Source organism: uncultured Stenotrophomonas sp., assembly GCF_913778665.1.
In the GTDB taxonomy this organism is placed as follows: Bacteria; Pseudomonadota; Gammaproteobacteria; order Xanthomonadales; family Xanthomonadaceae; genus Stenotrophomonas.
This window is the reverse complement of record NZ_CAJYVQ010000004.1, coordinates 31,055-57,076: the sequence shown is the minus strand read 5'-3', so window position 1 is coordinate 57,076 and position 26,022 is coordinate 31,055. Positions and strand designations below refer to the sequence as shown.

Here is a 26,022-nt window from a genome sequence, read left to right as displayed (position 1 = left end):
CCTGCTGGTGCGTCATGTCGGCTCCTCTTTCTTCGTCTGCGGCTGCCCCCCGGGGTGGCCTTGTTGCGCTGGCATTACTGCTGGTCTATGTGGTCTGGGGCTCGACCTACCTGGGCATCGCCAAGGCCCTGCACGGCGGCGCACTGCCGCTGACGATGGTCTCCGGCAGCCGGTTCATCATTGCTGGCGGGGTGATGTACGCCGCGCTGCGGCTGTTCTGGAAAATTCCGAAACCAACGCTGCGGCAGTGGCGCAACCTGTTGATCATGGGCGTGACCATGCTGGTGCTGGGCAACGGCATGGTGGTGCTGGCCGAGCGCGAGGTGTCCTCCGGCCTGGCCGCCACCGCGGTCGCCTCGGTACCGCTGTGGATGGCGCTGTTCTCGGCGCTGCGCGGTCAGCACGCCAGCCGCGGCGAATGGCTGGGTATCGCCATCGGCTTCCTCGGCGTGGTCTGGCTCAACGCCGGCAGCAGCCTGACCGCGTCGCCGACCGGGCTGGTGCTGCTGCTGATCGCGCCGGTCGGCTGGGCCTTCGGTTCGGTGTGGGCACGCGGCCTGGACCTGCCGGGCCCATTCATGACCGCGGCCGGGCAGATGATCTGCGGTGGCGTGCTGCTGGTGCTGATCGGCCTGGCGGTCGGCGAGCGCCCGACCACGCTGCCTGATGCCGGCGGCCTGCTGGCGATGGCCTATCTGTGCGTGTTCGGTTCCATCGTCGCCTTCACCGCGTACGTGTGGCTGCTGCAGAACGTGCGCCCGGCACTGGCCGGCAGCTATGCCTACGTGAATCCGGTCATCGCCGTGCTGCTGGGCGCGCTGTTGAACGGTGAACGTTTCGGCTGGCGCGACCTGCTGGCGATGGTGGTGATTCTTCTGGGCGTGGTGGTGTTGACGATGGCAAGGACACGAAGGAAATGAGCATGGACGAGAAGGAACAACGCCGGGGCCTGCTGGTCACCGCCTCCACCTTCGTGATCTGGGGCCTGGTGCCGGTGTACTGGCACCTGCTCAACGAGGTGCCCTCGTTCCAGATCATCGCCCACCGCATCATCTGGAGCACCGTGCTGGTGCTGGGCTGGCTGGTGCTCAGTGCGCGCCTGGGCTGGTGGAAAAAGATCGCCGCGCAGCCGCGCGCGCTGCCGATCCTGCTGGTGTCGAGCCTGACCATCGCCTTCAACTGGGGCCTGTACATCTGGGCGGTCAACGCCGGCCACGTCATCGAGACCAGCCTGGGCTACTTCATCAACCCGCTGGTGAACGTGCTGCTGGGCGTGCTGGTGCTGAAGGAGCGCCTGCGCCGCCTGCAGTGGGTGGCGGTGGCGATGGCGGCGGTGGGCGTGGCCTGGCTGACCATCGATGCCGGCACACCGCCGTGGATCGCGTTGGGCCTGGCCTGTTCGTTCGGGCTGTATGGCCTGCTGCGCAAGCTGGTCTCGGTCGATCCGGTGGCCGGCTTGGGCGTGGAAGGCATGTACCTGTTCCTGCCGGCGCTGGCGTTTGCGATCTGGGCCGAGAATGGTCACGGCGGCGCGTTCCTGCATGGCTGGGGCTGGCGCAATGACCTGCTGCTGATCTTTGGTGGCGTGGTCACGGCGGTGCCGCTGATCGGCTTCGCCTACGGCGTGAAGCGCATTCCGCTGTCGCTGGTCGGCATCCTGCAGTACATCGCGCCGAGCCTGCAGCTGCTGCTGGGCGTGTTTTTCTTCCATGAGGCGTTCGACACCGCCAAGGCGATCGGGTTCGCGGCGATCTGGGCCGGCCTGATCCTGTTTGTCGGCGACAATGTGCGCACCATGCGCGCGAAGCGGTAGCAATCCCCGCTTTGCACAGAAAAGAACGGCGCCCCGAGGGGCGCCGTTCTGCTTCCATCCACCGCCAGGAGAGAGAGATGGCGGTGGCGGGAACTTGGTTGCAGGCTTAGAAGCGCTGCTGGTACTTCATGTACATGAAACGACCGATGTCGAAGCCACCGTAGTAGGTGAAGCTGCTGTTCGGCTGGCTGTACATGATCGGACCCTGGTGGTCGAACACGTTGTTCATGCCCAGCGAAACGGTGCCGTCCCACGGCAGGCTGTAACGCACCTGCAGGTCATGGAAGGTGTTCGAACCCACCTTGTTGGTCGGCGAGGCATCGGTGTAGGCCGAGCTGAAGCCCGGCATGTTGCACTCGTCCATGTAGGAGCACTTCTCCTTCATGCTGGAGTAGTAGCGCGCGGTCCAGCCGATGCCCAGGTTGCCGTACTGCCAGTCCAGGTTGAAGGTCGAACGCACGCGGAAGTTGCCGCCCCAGCTGGTCAGCTGCTCCACCGGCGTGGTGGCGGCGTTGTCGTTGCGCTGCTCCAGGTAGTCGGTGTAGGTGGTGTTCCAGGTAACGGCGAACTTGCCGAACGCGGTTTCCGGCAGGCGGTAGCGCGCGCTGATGTCATAGCCGGCGGTTTCGCGGTAGCCCGCGTTGACCAGCGAACGGTCCAGCGCGTTGACCTGACCGTTGCTGCCACGGGTGAAGCGGCCGCAGGCGGCGTCCGAGCCCTGCACGTAGCACTGTTCCAGGATGTTGGTGGCCGACTCACCAACGATGGCGTTGTCGATGCGGATCTTCCACCAGTCCAGGCTGACGTCCAGGCCCTGCACGAAGTCGGGGCTGTACACCAGGCCCACGGTCCAGGTCTTGGCGGTTTCCGGCTTCAGGTTCGGGTTGGAACCGGAGTTGAAATCGGTGGTGGCCTGCTGGCCCGGCTTGCTGGCCACGGTGCCGTCGCTGTTGAGCTGGCGGAAGTTGGCCGGCACGTTCAGGGCCTTGCAGCGGGCAGCCACCGTGGCGCTGCTGGCAGCGGTGCCGAACGAGGTGTCGCACGGATCGGTGAACGAATCACGGGTGCTGACAGTGCCGCCGTACAGGTCGTCCACGGTCGGTGCACGGAAGCCGGTGCCATAGGTGGCGCGCACCAGCAGGCTGTCGATCGGCTTCCACTTCACGCCGAACTTGCTGTTGGTGGTCGAACCGAAGTTGTTGTAGTCCGAATAGCGAACTGCAACATCCAGCGACAGTTCGCGGGCGAACGCCATGTCGGCCAGCAGCGGCACCTGCATTTCCAGGTAGACCTCGTTGAGCGAGTAGTCGCCCTGGGTCGGCTTGCCGGTGGTGCCGGCGATCTGGCCGTTCTGCACCATCAGGTCCGGGGTGTAGCGCGCTTCTTCGGTGCGGTGCTCGAAGCCCATCGCAGCCATGATGTCGCCGGCCGGCAGCGTGAACAGCGAACCGGAGATGTTGGCGCTGGCCACCTTGGTGGTGGTCTGGCTCTTGTCCACGTAGCGGGCGAACAGGTAGTCCTGCACGTCCTGGTTGCTCAGCGAGCCCGGGCCGGTGTAGCCCATCGGCGCGGCCGGGTTCCACGGCACGCAGCCGGCGATCACCGCATCGCGGGTACCGCAGTAGGCCACGCCGTTCTCGATGAAGGACGGGCCGACGGCCAGGTTGACGTTCGGCTGGTACATGCTGCCGGTACCAACGCGCTCGCCTTCATTGCGGTTGTAGGTGTAGCTGACGTTCCAGTCCCAGTAGCGCGAGCCGGTTTCGAAGCTGCCTTCCAGGCCCAGGCTGCCGCGCTTGGTTTCCAGGGTGTTCTCGGTGCCACGCAGCATTTCTTCGGTGCGGTGCGAGAACAGCACGTCCTGCTGCCACAGGTTGAACGCGCTGTCCTTGGACAGGGCGGCGCGGCTGCCGTTGCGCGCCTGTGTGGCGGTGACCGAGTACGGGTAGCCGGCCAGGTGCTTGGTCGATTCGCGCTTGCTGTACATGGCATCGGCAACGATGCGCAGGTCATCGGTGATCGAGAAGCCGCCGTTGGCGAACACCGAGGTGCGCTCCAGGCCGGTCAGCAGGCTCATGTTGGTTTTGGTGTTGGCACCATCGGCCGGGTTCGGCGCGTGGAAATTGCTGGCGCTGGTCGGGTCGCCGCCCGGGCCGACGGTCAGCGGCTTGCCGCCGACGGTGACGCTGCCCCACGGCGTGTTGCCGTTCAGACCATCGTTCGGGTGGCGCGGACCGTTGACGTAGCGGCTGAATTCGCGCGCGCCGCCCATCACTTCGTCTTCCTTGGTGCGCTCGGCACCGACGCTGAACCAGCCGCGGTCGAAGGTCTTGCCGAAGGTGGCACTGTAGGAGCGCTTCTGGCCGTCGCCTTCGCCGTACTGGCCGACGTAGACGCTGGCTTCGCCACCATCGAAGTTCTTGCGGGTGATGATGTTGACCACACCGGCGATGGCGTCCGAGCCGTACAGGGCCGAAGCACCGTCAGTCAGTACTTCCACGCGCTCGACGATGGCCGACGGGATCGAGGCCAGGTCGGAGTAACCGCCGGCGCTGACGCCCATGCGGCGGCCGTCGATCAGCACCAGGCTGCGTTCCGGGCCCAGGTTGCGCAGGCTGACGTACGTGCCGCCGAAGTCGCGCGAAGAACTCAGCGACGACGAGCGGCTCAGGCTCGGTGCGCCGGCGGCGGTGACGTCCTGCAGGATGTCGGCGACGTTGACGTAGCCCTTCTTCTCGATCTCGGCGCGGCTGAGCGCGACCACCGGCTGTGCGGTTTCGACACTGGCCTGGCGGATGCGCGAGCCGGTGATCTCGATGCGGTCGAGGTTGGTCGGGGTATCGCCTGCGCTCTGTGCGAAGGCGGGGGTGGTGCAGCTGGCGGCCAGCGCGATGACGATCGCGTTGCGCAGCGGAGTGGTTTTCAGGGACATCCGTGACATCTCGTGTTTCAAGAAAAACAAGCGCCCGTTCTGTGGGCGCGTGGGGTGCTGCAAACCAACGTGGGGGGCGCGATTCTAAAGTGTTTCCATTCGTAACTGTTTGTCTCTTCGCTGCAGGATGCGCGCGAAAATGAATCGCAACCAACAATCCACAGATGCGATGTGCGCAGCGTCACGCACGTTGCGTGCGCGATGGGCAGAGGCATCGATAGCGGCACGAACCTGGCAAGCTTGAGGGGTTGCGACAACGCGTCGCAGTGCGCGCGTGTGGGCAGGCGCGCATCCGTTGTGATGCATCTGCCCGCATGAAATGCTCTTCGCGTTGTCATCGATAGTGGGCGATGAAGGAATGATCCAACTTGAAGAAGCACGCCGTCGCGTGGAGGCTGCACTTGCCAGCGACGATGAGCCGGTTGCCATCACGCATGAGCACGAAGTGGTCGAAGGCTGGCTGTTCTGCTTCCAGTCGCGGCGCTACCTGCACTCCGGTGAAATCTCGGATGCATTGGCAGGCAATGGGCCGATCTTCGTCGACCGGCATACAGGCGAGCAGCACGCGTTGGGCACGGCGTATCCGCCGGAGGAGGTCCTTCGCCGGCATCTGGCTTCGCGCAGCCCGCCGTCTGATGCCGCGGCGGCGGATTTCTGAGTTCGCCAACGGGAAAGGGACGGAGCTTCCGCTCCGTCCCCCTGCGTTATGCCCAGCCCACCGCTGCGTGATGCTCAGGTTTCGCGCAACGCCGTGGTGATCGGCAAACGTGCCGCGCGCAGCGCCGGGAACAGGCCGCCGACCAGGCCGATGCCCAGTGCCCATTTCAGGCCTGTCCACAGCAGTTCCGGCGACACATGGAACTTGAACACCACCGCGCTGAAGTTGCTGCCGATGGTGGACACGCTGTAGCCATTGAACAGCAGCCACGCCACCGCACAGCCGAGCAGCCCGCCGAGCAGCGCCAGCAGCATCGTCTCCAGCATCACCGCGGTCACCACCGGCAGGCCGCGGAAGCCGATCGCGCGCATGGTGGCGATCTCGCGCGCACGCGTGGCCACTGCCGCATACATGGTGTTGAGCGCACCGAACACCGCGCCCACCGCCATGATCGTGCCGATCACCTTGCCGAGGATGTCGATCAGCTTGGTCAGCCCGCCCCCCTGCTTGCTGTAGTAGACGCGCGTGGTTTCCACGTCCAGCTTCAAGCGCGGATCGGCGGCGACGGCGGCCTTGAACTGCTCGAAGCCGGCCTTGCCATCGGTACGGACGCTGATCGACTGCCATGCACTGCGCTGGTAGGTGGTGGCCAGCGTATCGGCGTCGGTCCACAGCTCTGAATCATGCGCATCGCCGGTGGCGAACACGCCGACCACGGTCCAGGTCTGGTTGCCCAGCGTCAGTGTCTTGCCGACCTCCATGTCGCGGAACTGGCCCTTGGCGCCCTGGCCGACGACGATCTCGCGCAGCCCGGTAGCGAACCTGCGGCCTTCGACGATCTTGACCTTGTCATGCACGGCCCATGCCTGCGGGCCGACGCCACGGAACTGCGCGTTGACGTCGGTGCCGTCGGATTTCGACACCAGGTTGACCACCTGCGACAGCTCCGGCGACAGCAGCGGCCGGCCTTCACCGTCGCGGCTGATGCCGGGCAGGGTGGACAGCGTCGGTACCTGCTCGCGGGTGATCACTGAGTTGGTCTCGGCCTGCGAGCCACCGCGCAGCACGATGGCGGTGGTGTCATCGCCGGTGTTATTGAGCGTGGCCTGGAAGCCTTCGCCCATCGCCAGCATCGCCACCAGCACGCCGACCACGCCAGCGATGCCGACCACGATCACCGAGGACGCCCCCCAGCGCTGCGGCAGGCTGGCCACGCCGATGCGGGTGGCCGCCAGTGCCAGCCGTCCGCCACGGGTCAGCAGCAGCCACAGGGCCACCAGCACGGCCATGGCCAGCACACCGATCCACGGCAGGCTGATCCACAGCACCAGGCCGATCGCCAGCAGCAGCACCGTCGCGCCGTTGCCCAGCCACTTCTTGAGTTTGCTCTTGAACATGTCGGTGTCTTCCTCAGCGGCCAGCCAGTGCGTCGACGATCTTCAGGCGCTTGGCACGCAGCGCCGGCAACAGGCCGACGATGATGCCGATCACCACGATCAGTCCCAGCCCCATCAGCCAGGTGGGCGTCGGTACGTGCGGTGGCAGCATGCCCATGCTCTTCGGGCCGATCGCCGGCAGGATCAACGCGGCCAGGCCCATGCCGATCAGGCCGCCCAGGCCGATCAGCAGCACCGACTCCACCATCACCAGGGTCAGCACAGTGCTGTCCTTGAAGCCCAGTGTCTTCAGCGTGGCCAGCTCCGGCACGCGTTCGCGCACCGCCTGCGCCATGGTGTTGCCGGTCAGCAGCAACAGGGTGAAGAACACCGCACCCATGATCGAGGTGACAATCATGCCGATGTCCGCGAACTGCTTGACGAAGGCCTGCTGGAACGCCGACTCGGTCTGGGTCTTGGTCTCGTGGTCGGAGTTGGCCGAGATTGCATCAATGGCCTGCGCCACCCGCGAGGAATGGTCGGGGTTATCCAGCGTCACCGTGTACCAGCTCACCTGGTTCTTGATGTAGTCGTTGGATTCGTCGAAGTACTTCCAGTTCATCATCAACTGGCGTTCTTCATTGGCGGCCAGCGCACGATCCTTGGAACGGTAGATGCCCTTCAGTTCCAGCGGCCAGTCGTTGCTGCCGCCGCGCGGGAAGATCGTGGCCTGCAGCGGGATGGTGTCGCCGATCTTCCAGCCGAACTGCTTGGCCAGGGTTTCGCCGACGATGGCGCCAGTACGGGTCTGCTTCCAGTCTTCCAGCTGTGCCGGTTCGATCTGCAGCTCGCGGTAGACATCGAAGTAGTTGGGCGACACCGAGAAGTTCGGGAAGAAGTTCTTCGGGTCCTGGTAGATGCCGCCGAACCACATGCCGTAGGCCACGTCGCGCACGCCGGCCACCTGGCGGATCTGGGTTTCCAGGCGGATCGGCAGCGACTGGGTGATCGACAGCCGCGAGGCCACCACCAGCCGGTTGGCACCTTCCACGCTGCCGCCGGACGAAAACGCCACGCGCACCGAGTCGAGCATGCCGAACAGCAGGAACGCGGCCACCACCGACAGCAGGGTCAGCAGGGTACGGGTGCGGCTGCGGAACAGCTGCGCCCACACCAGCGAGAAGTATTTCATCGTCGTGGCCTCCGTCAGTGGGCCAGCGGCGCGTCGGCCAGCTCGCCCTTGTCCAGATGCACGGTGTGCGTGGCGTACTCGGCGGCCTTGGGATCGTGGGTGACCATGATGATGGTCTTGCCATGCTCGCGGTTGAGCTGCTGCAGCAGGCCCAGGATCTCTTCGGCGGACTGGCGGTCGAGGTCGCCGGTCGGTTCGTCGCAGATCAGGAAGGTCGGGTCGGAGACGATCGCGCGGGCGATCGCCACGCGCTGCTGCTGGCCGCCGGACAGTTCATTCGGGCGATGGCTGCGGCGGTCGGCCAGGCCGACCAGGGTCAGCGCGATCTCGGCATTGCGCTTGCGCTGCGAGGCACTGAGATGGGTCAGCAGCAGCGGCAGCTCCACGTTCTTCTGCGCGGTCAGCATCGGCATCAGGTTGTAGAACTGGAACACGAAGCCGACATGGTGGCTGCGCCAGGTCGACAGCTGGCCTCCGCTCATCTGGTCGATGCGCTCGCCTTCGATGCTGATCTCACCGCTGCTGGGGTTGTCGAGGCCGCCGATCAGGTTGAGCAGGGTGGTCTTGCCGGAACCGGACGGGCCCATCAGCGCGACGAAGTCGCCGCGCGCGATGTCCAGGTCGATACCGTGCAGCACCTGCACTTTCTCGGGGCCACGCTGGTAGGTCTTGGTGATGTTGCGCAGTGAAACCAGGGTCGACATGGGTGGTTCTCCACGGAGGGCGGGAAACGGGAAAGCGCGCCGGCGATGACCTCGGGCGTGCGTCGAACGGTGCTGCCGGCGGCGCACGAGGGCGCCAGACCGCTACTGCGCTTGTTTCTGCTGCACCTTGGCGCCATCGCGCAGGGTATCCGGTGGGTTGACCACCACCGACTCGCCTGCGCTCACGCCCTTGAGGATCTGGCGGTCCTTGCCCATCGCCTGGCCGGCCTCGACCGGGCGCTGCTGCACCCGGCTCTCATCGCCCAGCACGAAGGCCACCGACGCGCCGTCGCGCTGGACCACGGCCCCGCCAGGCACGCGCACGCCCTGCGGCTTGGTGGCGGCCTGCGGCTGCGCCTGCTCGAGGAAGCTGACCCGCACGCCCATCTCCGGCACGATGCGCGGGTCCTTCACCTTCAGCGCAACGCGCACCTTCACCGTGGCCTTGCCGCGGTCGGCGGTGGGAATGATGGCGATCACCTCGCCCGGGATCTTCCAGTCCGGGTAGGCATTGAGCGTGGCTTCCACTGGCATCTTCGGCTGCACGCGGCCGATGAAGGCCTCGCCGACCTCGACTTCGATTTCCAGCGAATCCATGTCGACGATGGTGCCGATACCGGTTCGGGTGAAGCCGCCGCCAGCCGACAGCGGCGAGACGATTTCGCCCGGCTGCGCCGCCTTGGCGGTGACCACGCCGGAGAACGGCGCGCGCACCACGTTGTTGTCCACGCCCAGGTCCGCGATGGCCAGCTGGTCGCTGGCCACCTTGACGTTGCGCTGGGCGGTATCGAGCTGCGCGCGCAGGCTGTCGCGCTGTGCGACGGCCTGGTCGTACTGCGAGCGCGACACCAGCTGCTGGCCGACCAGCGCCTGCAGGCGGCTGGCTTCGGCGGCAGCCTGCTTCTGCTGGGCCTCAAGCCCGGCCACCTGGCTGCGTGCAGCCTGCAGCTGCGAGGCATAAAGGCTGCGCTGCGCATCGGCATCGATCGGGTCCAGCGTGGCCATGACCTGACCGGCCTCGACCCGCATGCCTTCCTCGATCATCACCTCGCGCACCTTGCCGGTGATCTTGGCCGACACCGTGGCCATGCGCCGGGCGACCACGTAGCCGCTGGCATCGAGCACCGAACTGCTGGCGCTGCCCTGCTGGATGGCTACCGCCGGCGCGGTTTCCACCTCCACGGCGGGGGTGCGGCCAAACAGCGCGAAGGCGCCGGCGGCCAGCAGCAGCGCAATCACGATGATCGCGATCCACAGCCAGCGGCGGCCGCCTCCATTGCCGCCGGAGGCAGGCGGCGGCGACTTGCGGTCGATACGGAGTTCCTTCAACAGTTCGGCAGAAGCGTTCATTCGTTCCATCACAGGCGTTCGGGCGGGTGTGACCGGAAGGGCGGACGGCGGCGGTTCCGGCGGTGGAGCGTGCGGCAAAGCATGAGGGCAGGCACAGCGATCACGGCAGTGACAGCTGTCATCCGATGTCACTGACGGCAGCAACTGCGAAATGTGACCACGGCGGCACAGGATGGCAACGTCCCCGCTACCGGTACCGCGCAATGGATCCGATCTCCCCGTCGCTGGCCCGCCTGCAGCAGGTGCAGGTGCGTTACCGCGACCATACCGCCCTGCATGGCATCGACCTGCAGGTACGTGCTGGCCAGGTACTGGCATTGCTGGGCCGCAACGGTGCCGGCAAGAGTACCGCGATCAGCGTGCTGTTGGGCCTGCGCCGCGCCGATGCCGGCCAGGTCGAACTGCTGGGCGGCGACCCGCAGCAGCGCACCAGCCGCCTCGGCCTGGGGGTGATGCTGCAGAGCACCAGCCTGCCGCCGATGCTGCAGGTGGACGAACTGGTGGCCCAGGCCAGTGCCTGCTACCCCGATCCGATGCCGCTTGCGGAGGTGCTGCAGCGTGCCGGCCTGCAGGCGCTGGCGCGCCGCCGCTACGGCCAGCTGTCCGGCGGCCAGCAGCGTGCCGTGCAGTTCGCCGTCGCGCTGTGTGGCCGCCCGCGCGTGCTGTTTCTTGACGAGCCCACTACCGGCCTCGACATCCAGGCGCGGCAGGCCATGTGGCAGGCGATCCGGCAGCTGGTTGCCGAAGGCTGCGGTGTGCTGCTGACCACCCACTACCTGGAGGAAGCCGAGGCGCTGGCGCAGCAGGTGGTGGTGCTGGAACAGGGCCGGGTGCTGGCCGATGCGCCGCTGGCCGAACTGCGCCTGGCCGACCGGCCGCGTCGCATCCGCTGCCGCAGCACGCTGCTGGCCGACGACGTGCAGCAATGGGCGGGGGTGCAGCAGGTGCAGCGCGACGGCGAGCACCTGCAGCTGCTGGCGAGCCCGGCCGAACCAGTGGTAGCCCGCCTGCTGGCCGCCGATGCGCAGCTGCGCGAACTGGAAGTACAGGGCGCGGCGCTGGCCGACGCCTTCCTCGACATGACCCGGGAGGCCGCATGAACACCCTGACCCCGACCGCCACCGCTGCGCGCCCGCTTCCTGCGTGGCGCCGTGCGGTGCGCCCCTACCGTGCTGAACTGCAGGCCGAACTGCGCCGCGCCTGGCGCACCCCGGCCTTCGCGGTGCCCTCGCTGTTGTTCCCGGTGCTGTTCTACCTGCTGTTCGGCGTACTGCTGGGGCGGGGGCCCGCTCCGCTGTACCTGTTGGCCACCTACTGCGTGTTCGGGGCAATGGCTCCGGCCCTGTTCGGCTTCGGCGTGCAGCTGGCGCTCGACCGCGAAGGCGGCCTGCTGACGCTGAAGCGCGCGTTGCCGATGCCGGCGGCGGCCCCCCTGCTGGCGCGGCTGATCATGGCGGTGCTGTTCGCATTGCTGGTAGCGATGCTGCTGATCGCGGTCGCGCACCTGCTGGGAGGCGTGCGTCTGTCGGCGGTGCAGATGCTGCAGCTGATGGTGGTGGCGGGGCTGGCCGCGCTGCCGCTGGGGGCGATCGGCCTGCTGATCGGTAGCCATGTCAGCGCCAGTGCAGCGCCGGCGATGGTCAACCTGGTGTACCTGCCGCTGGCGCTGCTGTCCGGCCTGTGGCTGCCGCTGTCGGCGCTGCCGAAGGTGTTTTCGACGATGGCCCCGCTGTGGCCGACCTGGCACCTGGCCCAGCTGGCGCTGCCGGTGGTCGGCCTGCCGTCGGCGGGCAGCGTCGCGGGCCACCTGCTGGTACTGCTGGCGGTCACGGGGGTAGCACTGCTGCTTGCGCGTCACCGCCTGCGCCGGGTCGGCTGAACTGGCATGATCGGCAGCGATCGTCCCCGCCTGGATCACCCCGTGTCGTCGAGCTGGCTTGCTTCCCTGCTGCGCCCCGCACCGGACTCGGCAGTGGCCGACAACCTGCGCCGCGGCAAACCGGCCTGGGCCGATGCGATCCACCTGCTGTGGACGGTGTGGGTGTTCATGACGCCGCTGTTTGCCGGCGGCTACACGCTGCGCTGGCTGGGCTTCACCCTGGCCAGCTACCCGCTGTTCCTGCTGCTGTATGCGCGCCTGCTGCTGTCGCCGCGCCACCACGCAATGCGCTATGCGCTGGCGATGACCGCGCTGGCGATCGCGCTGGTGCCCTGGTATCCCTCGGGCATCAGCTACTTCATCTTCGGCTGCGTGATGCTGCGGGTCTGTGGACGCGGCGGCTGGTGGCGCTACCTGTTGCTGCTGGCCGTGCTCAATGCGATGTTCTACCTGGTGGCCTACATGGCGCACTACCCGTGGCAAAGCCTGGTCTGGGTACCAGCGGTGACGCTCATCATCGGCCTTGTGGTTAACGTGGAGACGGTAAACAAGGAGAAGGACGCCGCGCTGCAGCTGTCGCAGGAGGAAGTGCGGCGGCTGGCGACCACCGCCGAGCGCGAGCGCATCGGCCGCGATCTGCACGATCTGCTGGGCCATACGCTGTCGCTGATCACGTTGAAGCTGGAACTGGCGCGCAAGCTGCACGACCGTGGCGATGCCCGTGCACGGCAGGAGATCGGCGAAGCCGAGGACATCGCCCGCGAAGCGCTGGCCCAGGTGCGCAGCGCAGTCACCGGCATCCGTGCCAGCGATCTGGCCGGCGAGCTGGCCTCGGCGCGGTTGTTGCTGGAATGCCAGCAGGTACATCTGCAGTACGAACCGCCACCGGCCATGCCGGTAGATACCGAGCGTGCCCTGGCATTGGTACTTCGCGAGGCGGCGACCAATATCGCTCGCCATGCCCAGGCGACGCAGGCACGGGTGGAGTTCACGCTGGAGGGGCGAATGCTGTTGATGCAGATCCGCGACGATGGACGCGGCGGCGTGCAGTCCGAAGGCAACGGCCTGTGCGGCATGCGCGAGCGGGTTGCGGTACTGGGCGGCCAGTTGGCCGTTCAGTCGACGCGTGGCGAAGGCACGTTGCTGAGCGTGCGCGTGCCGCTGTCTGCGGCGACCACGCCACTGCCCCCCGGCAGACCGCCATCGCTGACCCAGGAGGGAGCCGCATGATCCGCATCCTGCTGGCCGAAGACCAGGCGATGGTGCGCGGCGCGTTGTCGGCGCTGCTGGGCCTGGAACCGGACATCGACGTGCTGGGCAGCGCCGCCGACGGTGAAGCCGCGTGGCGCATGCTGCAGCAGCTGCAGCCGGACATCCTGGTCACCGACATCGAGATGCCAGGCCTGTCGGGGCTGGAGCTCGCACAGCGCATCGCGCGTCATGAACTGCCGATCAAGGTGGTGATCGTGACCACCTTCGCCCGTGCCGGTTTCCTGCGCCGCGCACTGGAAGCGGGCGTGCTGGGCTACCTGTTGAAGGACGCACCGGCGGAGAACCTGGCTGACGCACTGCGCAAGGTGAAGCAGGGCATCCGTGCGATCGACCCGCAGCTGGCGCTCGATGCCTGGTCGCAGGCCGATCCGCTGACCGACCGCGAGCGCCGCGTGCTGCGGCTGGCAGGCGAGGGCCGTACCGCCAGCGAGATTGCCGAGCAACTGGGGCTGTCGCACGGCACGGTGCGCAACTACCTGTCCGAGTGCATCGGCAAGCTGGGGGTGGCCAACCGGATCGAGGCGTACCGGCTGGCTCGGCAGAAGGGATGGTTGTAGGGGCGTACTGCCTTTCCTGCTGATGTCGTTTCCGCGACCGTGGCGGGGTGTCACTTTCTTTGCTCGTGCAAAGAAAGTAACCAAAGAAACACGCCGCCAGATCGCGAGCCGGCGCTGCGCGCAGGTACCCTGCGCTTCTCGGTGAATCAGGGGACGGCGCCGAACTCGCTGCGCTCAGACATCGGCGCCTCTACGCCCTTGATTCCCCTGCGATGCCCGGCTCGCTAAAAGGCGGACCCAACGTCAAAGGCCACAGCTGCACTCAGTAGGTCCACGCCACGTGTGGATGCTGTGGCTCTTGATCTTGACCTTCCAGTCCGCCTTCAAGCGAGCCGGCTCGCGGCCGGCGGAACGATTCTTTGGTTACTTTCTTTGCGTGCAAAGAAAGTGACACCCCGCCTCAGTCCCGGAAACGATCCGCCGGGAACACCCGGCGAACCCGATCAATCCTTCCCGCGCGCCATCGCCTGGAATACACCGTCGCGGCGCACCCACAGGTGAAACAGCGCTGCACCTAGGTGCATCAGCACCGTGGCGAACAACACATACGCCAGCAGGCTGTGCGCATTGCGCAACGCGGCATACAGCGCCGGGGTGTGCGGTACGATCGGCGGCAGGTGCAGGCCGCCCCACAGGCTGATCGGGTAGCCGCCGGCCGACAGCATCGCCCAGCCGATCAGCGGCATCGCCAGCATCAGCCCGTACAGCATCCAGTGCGATGCCTTCGCCGCCAGCACCTGCCATGCGGGCAGGTCGGCCGGCAGCGGTGGCGGGCGGTGGCGCAGGCGGTTGTACAGCCGCAGCAGCACCAGCACGAGGATGGCGATGCCCAGCGGGCGGTGCAGGTCGATCAGCATCGGCCGCAGGTGCAGCGAGGCAACCATGGTCACGCCGACGAACAGCATGGCCAGGATCATCACCGCCATGGCCCAGTGCAGGATGCGCGCGAGCAGGTTGAAGTGGCCGTTGCCGGTACTCATCGTGCGGCCTCCTTCTTCGGTTGTTCGACGTTGCCGGCGGCGCGTTCGCGTTCACGGCGGTTGAAGGACTGCGAGTACACGGCAGAGCGCGCGGCCAGGATCGGGTCGTCACTGCCGCGCACGCCGCTGGGCAGGATCAACGGGTCGAAGTTGATCTGGCCGCAGGCGCCTTCCTCCTGCGATTGCATGCGGTCCAGGCTGAGCACGCCGGCCACCACCTGTTCGCGCGAGTCCGGCCACGGCGTCGACGGATCGTCGATGGCATCGCCGGGCGCGGCGGTGGTAACGACCAGGTTCCAGCGCACCGGGCCCTTGGCCAGGCGCTGCTGCAGCTCCTGGCTGAGGAAATCGACGCTGGCCTGCTTGCGCGTCTCCGCATCCATCTCCACCACCGGCGCCAGCGGCTGCCAGCGCCAGCGCACCGCGCGCTTCTGCCCCTGCGCGTTGGTGAACCAGAAACTGTTGACGCTGTTGTAGGTGGTATCGGCCCAGCTGCTGGTCCACGGCGCCGACTTGGCCCACTGCTGGAACGCCTGCGCGCTGGGGTACTTCGCCAGCACGGCGGCCATCTTCTGCGGGTCGGGCTTGCCGGTGGCCGGGTCGGGAATGGAGGCGCGGGTCTGCTCGTAGAAGGCCTCGGCGTCGGGCACGGCGAAGAACGGGAAGCTGTTCATCGCCATGCGCCATTCCTGGCCGTCGTCGCTGACCATCTGCACGGCCATGCTGCGCACGCGCGCGGTGTTGTCGGCGCCGTACGGGTCGCCGCCACCGATCGACAGGCGGCCCATCACCGGTACGCGCGCCTGCGAGAACACCCGGGCACTGGACAGGGTGGGCGCCTGCGCGCTGGGTTCGAACCAGCCGCTCACGCAGATGCCCTTGCTGTGCGCACGGCGGAAGCCTGGATGGGCCGGGCCGGTGGCTTCGATGGTGTCGGTGAAGCGCTGCGCGGTGAGGCGGTTGCCGATCCAGCCGGCCAGCCAGGCGAAGGCCAGCGCGGCGGCGCCCAGGATCAGGGCGATCAGGGCGATCCAGAGCAACGGCGAATGCATGCGCGGTGCGCCGGGCGTCTGGCCGGCGCGGGTGTAGCGGAAGAGCGACATGGTCGGGTTCCTGCCTTCACGGATCGTGTGGGTGGTGACCCGTACATCCTCGCAGAACCCTTCCAGGCCCGGTATTCAAATTTTCGTCAGATTTGCCGGGGAACCAGTGCCGACCCAGGCCGGCACCCACCGGGATTGCGGGTCAGCACCTGTACCCGCACCTGCGCTCGTGTTGCCGGGCCCGGCCATGCCCTGCGGCGCCATCAGGCGTAACGCGCCTTGAGCATCGCCCATGCCGAGCGCAGCGCCAGCGCTTCGCCACCGGCCGGACGGCCCGGGCGCTCGCCATCGTTCCAGGCATACACGTCCAGGTGCGCCCAGCGCTGGCCGTCTTCCAGGAAGCGCTCCAGGTACAGCGCGGCGGTCACCGAGCCGGCCATGCGCGAACCGGCGTTGGCCAGGTCGGCGATGCCGCTGCTCAGGTAGCGCAGATAGGGGCGCCACAGCGGCATGCGCCAGACCGGGTCGCGGGTGGCATCACCGGCCTGCAGCCACTGCTGGGCCACGCCGTCGTCATTGCTGAAGAGCGCCGGCAGGTCCGGGCCCAGTGCGATGCGTGCGGCACCGGTGAGGGTGGCGAAGTCCAGCACCAGGTCCGGCTTCTGCTCACCGGCGAAGGTGAGCGCGTCGCACAGGATCACGCGGCCCTCGGCGTCGGTGTTGTCGATCTCCACGCTCAGGCCCTTGCGGGTAGCGATGACTTCACCCGGACGGAACGCATCCGGACCGATCGCGTTTTCCACCGCAGGCACCAGCAGGGTCAGGCGCACCGGCAACCCGCGCGCCATTACCAGGCCGGCCAGGGCCAGCGCGTGTGCGGCGCCCCCCATGTCCTTCTTCATGTTGCGCATGCCGTCGGCGGGCTTGATGTCCAGGCCGCCGGTATCGAAGCACACGCCCTTGCCGACCAGCACCAGCGCCGGGTCGGTGTCCTTGCCCCAGCGCAGCACGACCAGGCGTGGCGCACGGTGCGAAGCGCGGCCCACGGCGTGGATGGCCGGGAAGTTCTGCTCCAGCAGTTCATCGCCGGTGATCGCATCGACCTGGGCACCGTGTGCATCGGCCAGCGCGCGCGCGGCGTCTTCCAGCTGCTGCGGGCCCATGTCTTCGGTCGGCGTGTTGACCCAGTCGCGCACGCGCAGGCTGGCGGCGATCAGGTCGGCCACTTCGCCTGACGGTGCAGCCACCAGCTGTGCCGGTGCGCGGTTGCGCTTGCGGTAGCGGTCGAAGCGGTAGCTGCCCAGACCCCAGCCCAGCTGCAGCAGCGCCTGTTCGGCCGCCGGCAGCTCATTGGCCAGCTGCCAGACGCTGCCTTCCGGCAGCGCGTGCGGCGCGTGCGCATAGCTGTAGGCATCACCACGATCACCCACGCCGATCACCGCACCGGCCAGGCCATCGGTGCCCGGCAGCAGGGCCACGCTGTGTGCGCCGGCGGTGAAGCCCTGCGAGGCGAGCCAGGCCTGGGTGGCGGCCGGTTGGCCCTGCTTCCAGGCAGCGAACTGCTCGCGGTCCAGCACGTACAGCGGCAGCGCCGCGGCGCTGTCGGCGGTGAAACCAGTGATCTCGCTCATGCGTCAGATACTCCGGGATGCGGCGGCGTCGAGGTTGGCGTCCAACCAGTCGGCCAGGCCGGTGAGGGTGTCGAACTGCAGGTCCGGCTGCAGCTGCGGATGGGTCCAGGTGGCTGCTTCGCGGTTGATCCAGCACCCGCGCAGGCCGGCGGCGATCGCCCCGGCCACGTCCATCTCGGCATGGTCGCCGACGTGCAGGACCTGTGCCGGCGCCACACCCAGGCGGGTGCAGGCGGCATGGAAGATGCTGGCTTCCGGCTTGGCGGCGCCATGTTCGCGCGAGCCCAGCTGGAAGGCGAAATGATGGGCCAGGCCAATCCGTTCCAGGTCGGCATTGCCGTTGCTGAGCGCGGCTACCGGTACCCGCGCGGCGATCCGGGCCAGCGCGTCGATCGCATCGGGGTAGCACTCGACCTGGTTGCGCGCGGCGTAGAACACCTCATACGCCGGTTCCAGCAGATCGAGGCTGGCGCCACTTTTCTGCAGGGCTTCGTGCAGGGTCAGCCGGCGCAGCGCGCTCAGGTCGTGGTGGAGGTGCGGATGGGCGTGGTAAAGGCGCTCGCGCAGTTCGCGCATCGCCGCCACCGGATACATCGCGGCGGTGGCCGGGCTGTGCTCGCACATCCACGCGTGCAGGACCTGTTCGATGCGGACGCCGATCGGAGCGAACGGCCACAGCGTGTCGTCAAGGTCGAGAGTGATGGCTTGGACGGGGAAATTCACCCCGCCATTCTACCCCTGCCCGCCCGGGCTTTCATGCGACGCGGCGGGCGGGGCGCGTCCGGGCTGGGCCGGTCAGCGCAGGGTGTACGAACAGGCAATCGTGGTCTGGCCGTCGAACGGCTGCACATCCAGATTATGCCGGCTCACCTTCTTGGTACTCGGCGTCAGGGGGTGTGGCGGCGAATGCGCGAGCGGCAAGGCAGGCCAGGGCGAGGCAACGGGTGGCGAGGGAGATCATGCGAACGGATCCATCCGAAAAAAGGGCGCATTGTCTGCCAGTGCTGCGCCCGCTTCTGGTTCCGCGATCTGCGCCTCACGTTGCCTGGCGCCGTTATTCCAGCAACCGCGCCCAGCCCTGCATGCCGTCCAGGCGCGCCAGCACCAGCTTGATGCAGACCAGCAGCGGCACCGCCAGCAGCAGCCCGATCATGCCCCAGGCCCAGCCGAACACCATCAGTGCCAGGATCAGCACCAGCGGTGACAGTTTCATGCGCCGGCCCAGCACGATCGGGGTCACCAGCTGGCCCTCCAGGGTATGCAGGGCCAGGTAGGCGGCGGCCGGCAGCAGCGCCTGCAGCGGGTCGCGGAACTCGACGAAGCCCATCAACAGCATCAGCGCCACGCCGATCAGCGGGCCGACGTAAGGGGCGAAGTTCAGCAGCGCGGCCACCGTTCCCCACAGCAGTGCTTCCTGCAGGCCGATGCCGAGCAGCATCAGCACGCCGGCGAAGACGAAGCCGACCAGCGTGTTGATCACGCTGATGGTCAGCACATAGCGGGACACCTCGCGTTCGATCGAACGCAGGATGTCACTGGTGAAGCGCTGCTGCTGGCGGCTCGGGAACAGCGCGATCGCCGCGCGCTGCAGGCTCTGCCCGTAGATCATGAAGAACAGCGTGAGCAGCACCACCGCCAGCACTGAGGCGGCCAGCCGTGGCGCGCGGGTCAGCATGCGGTAGGGGTCGTCCATCTGGGTGCGGATCACCTGCACCTTGTGGTTGCTGTCACCCCCGGCCACGCGGGCGAAGTTCTCCGCCGCCTGGTTGGCCCGCTGCACCGGCTTGGTCAGGTCCTGCACCTGGCGGGCCACCTTGCGCAGCTGCTGCGGCGCTTCCTGTGCCCAGTCCATGGCCGGGCCGATCAGCTGCACCGCCAGCGACCCGGTCACGCCCAGCCCGGCGCCCAGGATCAGAAGCGCGCCCAGCGCGCGCGGAATCCACAGCTTCTGCAGCAGGCGCAGGATGGGGTTGCCGACCAGCGCGAAGAACATCGCCAGCAGCACCGGCAGGATGATGTCCTGTGCGGCCCACAGGGTGAAGCCCACCGCCAGCGTGGCCAGCACCACCAGCGACATCGGACCGCGCGGGCGCGACGGCGGTGGCAGAGGTGCCTCGGGGGCTTCGGCGCCGGCGGATGACGGGGACAGGAGGGACTCGCTCATCGACGCATCAACCTGGAAGGGGAGCGCATTATCCGCCGGCCGCGATCGGCGCGGCGGATTCGGTGGATCACCGTTCGGACAGCTCGGTGGCCGCTTCGGCCGGACGCGGCCCACGCGGGTCCGGCTCGGCTGCCGGTGGTGCCGGTGCTGGTGCCGGCCGTGCCCCGGCGGCGGTCGCGGCAGCCTGCGCTTGCTCGCTGGCATCGTCGGCGTCTTCGGCCGCGTCGTCGGCCGACGCTGCGGCCTGCGCCGCCATTGCCGCGCCGAACGCGGCCTGTGCGCTGGCGAACAGGTTCGAGACCGACCCGACCATCTGCAGCCAGCGCGCACCATTGACCTTGCCCGGCACTTCCAGCTTGCCGGCGATGAAGCCACCAGCCAGGCCGACCACCACGATGCGCAGTGGCGACCAGCCTTGGCGCCAGACCTCGCTGAGCGTGGACCAGTGGTCCTGGGTTTCGCCCAGACGCACGGTCACCACCTGTTCACAGCGCTTTACCCGCCGCTGCAGCGCGCCGAACTTCATGGCTTGCCCTCTGGCAGCTGCACGCCGGCATCGGGATCGTCTTCGCTGGGCTCGTCGAACAGGCCCAGGCGTGACAGCTGGCGCCGGGTGGCGTGCATGCCGGTGTGGTGGAAAAAGTAGGACACCCGCCAAATCGCGTAGCCGGTAACGGCCAGGCTCAGCAGCGAGGTGATCAGCAGGGCCTGCAGCCAACTCAGGCCCCAGCTCTGCAGCAGCGCGATGAGGGTGGCAGCCATCAGCAGCCAGGCCGAGGCACCGAACACGATCGCCACGCCGGCCCAGGCCAGCGCACGACCGAACGCACTGCGGGCCAGTGCGAAATCGGCCGAAGCCAGCCGGCGCAGCGAACGCACCGTGTGCTTGGCCGAATCGGCGGCGGCACGACCGGCCGCGCCGACCTGGCGGATGCTCTCATCCAGCGGCGGGGTCGCCGCCGGATCAGGCGCTTGCGTGTTGTTTTCGCTCACGCCGTGGCTTACTTGTCGCTGCTGCCGCGGGCCAGCTTGGCGATGATCCAGCCGGCGGCGAAGGCGACGCCGAACGAAGCCAGCGGGCGTTCGCGGATGAGTTCAGCGGCGCTGTCGATCAGGTCCTTGCCCTTGTCCATCAGCGCGTCGACCTGCTCCTTGGCTGCGGCACCACCGAATTCGGCGGCGGCCAGCCCGGACAGCGCGCTGTCGGACAGCTCGGCCTTGACGTTGGCCTTGCCGATGCGCAGTTCGTCGGTGGCCGCGCCAGTCGCGCCCTTGATCGCACCGCCGGCAGCGCTGGCGGCCTGCTTCAGGTGGGAACCGGCTTCACCCAGGTGGTCCTTCAGGTTCTCGGTATTGGTGGGGCTCATCGAATCACTCCAGTTGCGATGGGGGGGTAACGAACGATCGGCCAGGCCGACGGGGGCGTACAGCAATAACATTGCCCGGGTATAGGGGGTGTTACGGCAGGGCGATCAGCGCATCACGAGTTGGCCCTGCTGCTGGCCATTGTTGCGCAGCACGCGCAGCACCAGGGTCGGCGGGCGCTGTTGGAAGTTCGCGCGCCAGCTGGCCAGGTCGGCGAATTCACCCACCGTGGCGTTGGTGATGATGTCGCCCTGCTGCAGGCCATTGCTGGCCGCGCGGCTGCCGCGCTTGACCTCGCTGACCAGCACTCCGCCGACGCCGGACTGGCGCAGCGACTCGGGCAGGTCGACGAAGGTGGCGCCGCCCAGGCGCGGGTCGAGGCTTTCGCCGGTGACCGCACGCGCCTGCTCCTTCAGCGTTGCCTTGATCTGCAGTGGCTTGCCTTCGCGGCGTACGTCCAGCGTCAGCGGGCTGCCGACCGCGGCCAGGCCTTCCACGTTGTGCAGGGCCTCGGCGCTGTCCACCCGCTGGCCATTGGCCGACACCACCACGTCGCCCGGCTTCAACCCCGCGGCGGCGGCGGCCGAACCGGCCAGCACGCGGGTGATCAGCGCGCCACGGGTCTCGCCCAGGCCCAGGCCCTGCGCGATCTGCGCGGTCAGGTTCTGGCTTTCCACGCCCAGCGTGCCACGCACCACCACGCCATGCTTGACCAGCTGGTCGACCACGTTGCGCGCCAGGTTGGAGGGAATGGCCAGGCCCAGGCCGATGTTGCCGGCCATGCTGCCCTGCGGGTTGAAGCTGGCGGTGTTGATGCCGACCAGCTGGCCCTGCAGGTCGACCAGCGCGCCACCGGAATTGCCCGGGTTGATCGACGCATCGGTCTGGATGAAGTTCTGGTAACCCAGCCCGCGGATGCCGCTGCGGCCCACCGCCGAGACGATGCCGGAGGTGACCGTCTGGCTGAAACCGAACGGGTTGCCGATGGCCACTACGAAGTCGCCCACGCGCAGCTGGTCGCTGTTGCCGAGCTTGATGTCGGTCAGGTTCTGCGCCGGAATACGGATCAGCGCGATATCGGTGTCGCGGTCCGAGCCGAGGAATTCGGCCTTCACGGTGCGCCCGTCGGCCAGTGTCACCTGCACGTCATCGGCGTTCTCGATGACATGGTGATTGGTCAGCACCAGCCCTTCCTTGGCGTCGATGATCACGCCCGAACCCAGCGATTCGTTGATGCGCTCCTGCGGGATATCCGGGAACAGGCGGCGGAAGAACGGGTCGTTGAAGAAGGGATTGCGTACCCGTACCACCTGCTTGGTGTTGACGCTGACCACGGCCGGCATGGCCTTTTCCAGCATCGGTGCAAGCGACGGTACTGCCTGCCCCGCGACCGAGGCCGGCAGCGCTGCGGTGGTCGGCAACACCGTCGGCAGCGGTGCGGCATCGGCACGGTTGTCCAGGTGGGCATTGATGCCGGTGGCAACGAAGCCACCGAAGGCGGCGGCGATTGCGAGCGTGAGCAGGGTGGGTAGCGGTCGCATGGGAGTCGGTTCGCAGGTGGAGATTGGGGGCGGTTCGGCCCTACGGTAAAACAAGCTGAATGAGTGTGTCGCGATCTGGATAAATGCGCCATGAAAGCCGCGGCCGCGAACCCCGCCCGACGTCGCAGCGGAGCCGGCATCCGCGACACCGCTTGCGTGCCTGTGCAGCGCTCGGCGGCGCATCGGAAGGCGTGCCGACATACATCGATACTTGCGCAGTTCCGCGCAACCGGGTGCCGCAATGCGCCACAACGCATGCCGGTCGCTGTGGTCGGGCAGGCGCACGCAGCCGCGCGCTGTCGCCGCGCATCGCGCGCAGCACAGCACTGAAAAAAAGGGGTTTCCTGCAAACCGGGGGTGTCGGCGAGGGTGGCGGGTTACACCACTACTGTCGCAACAGATGCGATTGTCGGCGCGTGCCCCGTTCCACGATCGTCAATGTCGGTATAGCATCGCCCCGTTTTGATACTAAAGGCCCCCAGGAGGGCAACATGAGCAACGGTAATGGTAATGGTGTGTCGGTCGTGACCGATGCCGTCGAGAACGTCAAAGAAGCCGCCACCAACGTTGGCGAGACCATCGCCCACGCCGCCGAGGATGCAGTGAAGTCGGTCAAGAAGACCGTCAAGCGCGCCACCAAGGCTGCCGGTACCCGCGTTGCCAAGGCCAAGAAGGCCGTGGCCAATGTCGAGAAGACCGTTGCCAAGAAGGCCGAGAAGGCTGCCAAGTCGGTCGGCAAGACCGTTGCCAAGGCCAAGCAGAAGCTGGAAACCGCAAAGAAGAACGCCAAGGCCGAAGCCGCTGCCCTGAAGAAGGAAGTGGCCAAGAAGAACGCGGCTGCAGGCAAGGCCGTGACCAAGAAGGCTGCGGCTGCGAAGAAGGCCACCAAGGCTGCCACCAAGACTGCCGGCAAGAAGGTCGCCACCGCGAAGAAGGCCGCCACCAAGAAGGCTGCCGTCGCCAGGAAGACCGTTGCCAAGAAGACGGCGGCCGCCAAGAAGGTGGTCGGCAAGAAGGTCGCTACCGCCAAGAAGGCTGTGGCCAAGAAGACCGTCGCGGCCAAGAAGGTCGCCGGCAAGAAGGCCGTGGCTGCGAAGAAGGTTGTCGGCAAGAAGGTTGCCGCCACCAAGAAGGTCGCTACCAGGAAGACTGCCGCTGCCAAGAAGGTTGTCGGCAAGAAGGTTGCTGCCACCAAGAAGGTCGCCACCAGGAAGACCGCTGCTGCCAAGAAGGTTGTCGGCAAGAAGGTCGCCGCCAAGAAGGCTGCTCCGCTGAAGAAGGTCGCGGCCAAGAAGGCGCCGGCCAAGAAGGCTGCCGCCAAGAAGGCACCGGCCAAGGCAGTGCGCAAGGCCGCCAAGCGCAAGTAATCGCGCGGTGACCGAAGGCCCTTCCGTCCAACGGGCGGGAGGGCCTTTCGCGTTTTCGGGACATGGCCTGGGGCAGGATGCAGGTTCTTCCAGGCGGAGTCCGGGCATGCGCGGTATCGACTTCAGTTCCTGGCAGGGGGTGCTGTCCACGCTGGCCGGCCTGGTCCTGATCACGCTGCTGGGCGTGGGTATCCGCATGCTGGTGATGCAGACCCTGCAGCAGCGCCGTGAGCGCGAGAACCGGCAGATCAACGAACGGCTGCGGACCCTGATGGCGGCCTACAAGACCCTGGGCGGCTCCTTCACCGGCGAACTGGGGGTGGACCCAGCCCATCGCCGCGACCTCCGCCACCGCGAAGATGCGGAAGGCATCGCCGAGCCGCGTTCGGATCGCACGCGGCGCATCCGTGATGCGGTTGAAGCGGCGCTGTCGGACATCCTGCTGCTGGGCACCGACGAACAGGTGCGGCTGGCCGCGCGCGCGGCCAGTGAGCTGGCGCAGGGACGGCCGGTGCATACCTACGAGCTGGTGGTCTCGTTGCGCGACTTCGTGCGCGAAGCGCTGGACCTGGCGCCGATTCCGCAGGACCTGCAGATTCCACCGCAGGGCCCGACCCGTCCCACCGCCAGCGGTGGCGGCAAGGGCCGCACTGACGGCGATGCCAAAGGGGGTCGTGCTGGAGGAGGGGGCGGTGGTGGTGGCGGAATGGGAGCCGGCATGGGCGGCATGGGCTTCGGTGCCGGCGCCGCACTGGGCGCCGGCCATGCGTCCACCGGCGATGAAACGGACGCGCGCTGAGCGCGTCCGCCGTAGTCTGCGCTGCCGTCAGCGCTTCAGTTCGTAGATCGGCACGAAGCCGCCGTAGATCATCCGCGCACCGTCGAACGGCATCGGGTTCTTGGCCGGATCAAACCGCGGGTCTTCCATCATCTTTGCCATGCCCGCGTCGCGGGTCGGCTTGTCCGGCCATTCGATCCAGGAAAACACCACTGTCTCGTCCGGCGTGGCCTTCACCGCGCCAAAGAAGTCGGTGGTCTTGCCGTGTGGCACATCATCGCCCCAGCACTCGACTACGCGCAGCGCGCCAAACTCGATGAAAACGGGATCACCTTCGCGTGCATGGGCGAGGAACTTCTCCTTGTTGGCGGTGGGTACTGCCAGCACGAAACCATCGATGTAGCTCATTGCCTGCCTCCGGTTGGACCGTGCCGCATGCACGGCCTTCAGGTACTCGACGAACCAGGGCGTCGCGGATCGACAGCACTGGAAAGGTGGAAGAAAGCTGGAACAGGAGAATGCACCCGCGCCGCGCGCGTATGCCAGAGACAGCCTGAATCAAGGCAAAAAATTCAGCAATGCGAAGACCGCTGTTTTCAGGGAGCGTTGTGGCGAATAACGGAGAATTTACATTCCCGATGCGATGGCGCCCTGGCGCTGCTGCACACCATAAGAAAGTAAAGGTGTACCCCCATGAAGAATTCGCTGATTGCTCTGGCCCTGGCTGCTGCCCTGCCGTTCACCGCCTCGGCTGCTGAGAACCTGTCCTACAACTACGCCGAAGCCAACTACGCCAAGATCGACAACGACGCGTTCAAGTCCGACGGTTGGGGCGTGAAGGGTTCCTACGGCTTCCTGCCGAACTTCCACGCTTTCGGTGAATACAGCCGCCAGGAAATCGACCACACCAACATCAAGCTGGACCAGTGGAAGATCGGTGCCGGCTACAACGTTGAAATCGCACCGTCGACCGACTTCGTTGCCCGCGTTGCCTACCAGAAGTTCGACCAGAAGCACGGCCTGGACTTCAACGGCTACAGCGCTGAAGCCGGTATCCGCACCGCCTTCGGTGCCCACGCCGAGGTCTACGGCATGGTCGGCTACGAAGACTATTCCAAGAAGCACGGCGTCAACCCGGATGGCCAGTGGTACGGCCGCCTGGGTGGTCAGGTCAAGCTGAACCAGAACTGGGGCCTGAACGGCGAGCTGAAGATGAACCGCGACGGCGACAAGGAATACACTGTCGGCCCGCGCTTCAGCTGGTAATTGCCTCCTCGGCGCGCCTGCGCGCTGAAGATGCCTCGACAGGCCCGGCATATGCCGGGCCTGTTGCGTTATGACGAACCGAAACGACGGCTGACCACGCGCGCCTACGATTGCTGCGTTGCAATGAATTGGATTCCGCTGGCCCTGGCTGCGG

The 26,022-nt window shown here is 67.1% G+C and carries 25 protein-coding genes; 10 read left to right on the top strand and 15 right to left on the bottom strand.

What is annotated here, in order from left to right:
* Positions 1-14: 14 nt before the first annotated feature.
* Both yedA and rarD read left to right on the top strand, forming a co-directional pair.
* Positions 15-920, top strand: coding sequence for a drug/metabolite exporter YedA (yedA, locus tag QZ853_RS05050; RefSeq protein WP_295571201.1), 906 nt, complete (start codon positions 15-17; stop codon positions 918-920).
* Positions 917-1,813 carry an EamA family transporter RarD gene (gene rarD, locus QZ853_RS05045; protein ID WP_295571200.1) on the top strand — a complete coding sequence of 299 codons (897 nt, stop codon included), beginning with the start codon at positions 917-919 and terminating at the stop codon, positions 1,811-1,813. Before yedA ends, rarD begins: the two co-directional genes overlap by 4 nt.
* Positions 1,814-1,919: 106 nt before the next feature.
* On the opposite strand, the gene QZ853_RS05040 is transcribed toward rarD, so the two are convergent.
* A complete protein-coding gene (locus QZ853_RS05040) occupies positions 1,920-4,745 on the bottom strand; it encodes a TonB-dependent receptor (protein ID WP_295571199.1) in 2,826 nt (941 codons plus the stop codon).
* Between the two features lie 319 nt (positions 4,746-5,064).
* On the opposite strand from QZ853_RS05040, the gene QZ853_RS05035 reads away from it, so the two are divergent.
* Positions 5,065-5,403: a YrhB domain-containing protein gene (locus QZ853_RS05035; protein ID WP_295571198.1), complete on the top strand. Its 339-nt coding sequence runs from the start codon at positions 5,065-5,067 to the stop codon at positions 5,401-5,403.
* A gap of 74 nt (positions 5,404-5,477) precedes the next feature.
* Here QZ853_RS05035 and QZ853_RS05030 read toward each other — a convergent pair whose 3' ends face one another.
* The 4 genes from QZ853_RS05030 to QZ853_RS05015 all read right to left on the bottom strand — a co-directional run bounded on the left by QZ853_RS05030 (position 5,478) and on the right by QZ853_RS05015 (position 10,025).
* A complete protein-coding gene (locus QZ853_RS05030) occupies positions 5,478-6,800 on the bottom strand; it encodes an ABC transporter permease (RefSeq protein ID WP_295571197.1) in 1,323 nt (440 codons plus the stop codon).
* Positions 6,801-6,813: 13 nt separating this feature from the next.
* Positions 6,814-7,971, bottom strand: coding sequence for an ABC transporter permease (locus QZ853_RS05025; protein WP_295571196.1), 1,158 nt, complete (start codon positions 7,969-7,971; stop codon positions 6,814-6,816).
* Positions 7,972-7,985: 14 nt separating this feature from the next.
* Positions 7,986-8,675 carry an ABC transporter ATP-binding protein gene (locus QZ853_RS05020; protein ID WP_286070664.1) on the bottom strand — a complete coding sequence of 230 codons (690 nt, stop codon included), beginning with the start codon at positions 8,673-8,675 and terminating at the stop codon, positions 7,986-7,988.
* 102 nt (positions 8,676-8,777) lie between these two features.
* Positions 8,778-10,025, bottom strand: a complete 1,248-nt coding sequence (locus QZ853_RS05015; protein WP_295571195.1) for an efflux RND transporter periplasmic adaptor subunit — start codon at positions 10,023-10,025, stop codon at positions 8,778-8,780.
* A gap of 203 nt (positions 10,026-10,228) precedes the next feature.
* On the opposite strand from QZ853_RS05015, the gene QZ853_RS05010 reads away from it, so the two are divergent.
* From QZ853_RS05010 to QZ853_RS04995, 4 genes are read left to right on the top strand one after another with little or no spacing between them, the layout of a single operon-like run.
* On the top strand, positions 10,229-11,125 hold the full coding sequence (locus QZ853_RS05010; protein ID WP_295571194.1) for an ABC transporter ATP-binding protein: 897 nt from the start codon (positions 10,229-10,231) through the stop codon (positions 11,123-11,125).
* Positions 11,122-11,904: an ABC transporter permease gene (locus QZ853_RS05005; protein ID WP_295571193.1), complete on the top strand. Its 783-nt coding sequence runs from the start codon at positions 11,122-11,124 to the stop codon at positions 11,902-11,904. Before QZ853_RS05010 ends, QZ853_RS05005 begins: the two co-directional genes overlap by 4 nt.
* A gap of 6 nt (positions 11,905-11,910) precedes the next feature.
* Positions 11,911-13,134 (top strand): sensor histidine kinase, encoded by a 1,224-nt coding sequence (locus QZ853_RS05000; protein WP_295571192.1) that lies wholly within the window; start codon positions 11,911-11,913, stop codon positions 13,132-13,134.
* On the top strand, positions 13,131-13,733 hold the full coding sequence (locus QZ853_RS04995; protein ID WP_164136263.1) for a response regulator transcription factor: 603 nt from the start codon (positions 13,131-13,133) through the stop codon (positions 13,731-13,733). The genes QZ853_RS05000 and QZ853_RS04995 overlap by 4 nt, the downstream gene beginning before the upstream one ends.
* 443 nt (positions 13,734-14,176) lie before the next feature.
* Here the strand turns inward: QZ853_RS04995 and QZ853_RS04990 are convergent, their stop codons facing one another.
* From QZ853_RS04990 to QZ853_RS04950, 9 genes are all read right to left on the bottom strand, one after another.
* On the bottom strand, positions 14,177-14,713 hold the full coding sequence (locus QZ853_RS04990) for a cytochrome b (RefSeq protein ID WP_295571191.1): 537 nt from the start codon (positions 14,711-14,713) through the stop codon (positions 14,177-14,179).
* Positions 14,710-15,816 (bottom strand): catalase family peroxidase, encoded by a 1,107-nt coding sequence (locus QZ853_RS04985; RefSeq protein WP_295571190.1) that lies wholly within the window; start codon positions 15,814-15,816, stop codon positions 14,710-14,712. The genes QZ853_RS04990 and QZ853_RS04985 overlap by 4 nt, the downstream gene beginning before the upstream one ends.
* A 203-nt stretch (positions 15,817-16,019) precedes the next feature.
* On the bottom strand, positions 16,020-17,387 hold the full coding sequence (locus QZ853_RS04980) for a leucyl aminopeptidase family protein (protein WP_295571189.1): 1,368 nt from the start codon (positions 17,385-17,387) through the stop codon (positions 16,020-16,022).
* Positions 17,388-17,390: 3 nt separating this feature from the next.
* Entirely contained in the window at positions 17,391-18,110 is a 720-nt protein-coding gene (locus tag QZ853_RS04975; protein ID WP_295571188.1) for an HAD-IA family hydrolase, read from the bottom strand.
* A 331-nt stretch (positions 18,111-18,441) separates the two neighbouring features.
* Positions 18,442-19,551: an AI-2E family transporter gene (locus QZ853_RS04970; RefSeq protein WP_295571187.1), complete on the bottom strand. Its 1,110-nt coding sequence runs from the start codon at positions 19,549-19,551 to the stop codon at positions 18,442-18,444.
* 67 nt (positions 19,552-19,618) lie between these two features.
* The gene (locus QZ853_RS04965; RefSeq protein WP_295571186.1) at positions 19,619-20,077 is read right to left on the bottom strand and encodes a protein sip-5; all 459 of its coding nucleotides are present in this window, start codon (positions 20,075-20,077) and stop codon (positions 19,619-19,621) included.
* On the bottom strand, positions 20,074-20,544 hold the full coding sequence (locus tag QZ853_RS04960) for a phage holin family protein (RefSeq protein ID WP_295571185.1): 471 nt from the start codon (positions 20,542-20,544) through the stop codon (positions 20,074-20,076). Before QZ853_RS04960 ends, QZ853_RS04965 begins: the two co-directional genes overlap by 4 nt.
* A gap of 8 nt (positions 20,545-20,552) precedes the next feature.
* Positions 20,553-20,918 carry a hypothetical protein gene (locus tag QZ853_RS04955; protein WP_004137828.1) on the bottom strand — a complete coding sequence of 122 codons (366 nt, stop codon included), beginning with the start codon at positions 20,916-20,918 and terminating at the stop codon, positions 20,553-20,555.
* A gap of 105 nt (positions 20,919-21,023) precedes the next feature.
* A complete protein-coding gene (locus QZ853_RS04950; RefSeq protein WP_295571184.1) occupies positions 21,024-22,457 on the bottom strand; it encodes a Do family serine endopeptidase in 1,434 nt (477 codons plus the stop codon).
* A gap of 491 nt (positions 22,458-22,948) precedes the next feature.
* Between QZ853_RS04950 and QZ853_RS04945 the strand changes: the two genes are divergently transcribed.
* Both QZ853_RS04945 and QZ853_RS04940 read left to right on the top strand, forming a co-directional pair.
* Positions 22,949-23,824, top strand: coding sequence for a histone (locus QZ853_RS04945; RefSeq protein ID WP_295571183.1), 876 nt, complete (start codon positions 22,949-22,951; stop codon positions 23,822-23,824).
* Between the two features lie 106 nt (positions 23,825-23,930).
* Positions 23,931-24,623 carry a hypothetical protein gene (locus tag QZ853_RS04940; protein ID WP_295571182.1) on the top strand — a complete coding sequence of 231 codons (693 nt, stop codon included), beginning with the start codon at positions 23,931-23,933 and terminating at the stop codon, positions 24,621-24,623.
* 27 nt (positions 24,624-24,650) lie between these two features.
* Here QZ853_RS04940 and QZ853_RS04935 read toward each other — a convergent pair whose 3' ends face one another.
* Positions 24,651-25,010 (bottom strand): DUF1428 domain-containing protein, encoded by a 360-nt coding sequence (locus tag QZ853_RS04935; protein ID WP_295571181.1) that lies wholly within the window; start codon positions 25,008-25,010, stop codon positions 24,651-24,653.
* A 285-nt stretch (positions 25,011-25,295) separates the two neighbouring features.
* Here QZ853_RS04935 and QZ853_RS04930 point away from each other — a divergent pair, with 285 nt between their 5' ends.
* Positions 25,296-25,868 carry an Ax21 family protein gene (locus QZ853_RS04930; RefSeq protein WP_197581403.1) on the top strand — a complete coding sequence of 191 codons (573 nt, stop codon included), beginning with the start codon at positions 25,296-25,298 and terminating at the stop codon, positions 25,866-25,868.
* The last annotated feature ends 154 nt before the right edge of the window (positions 25,869-26,022 follow it).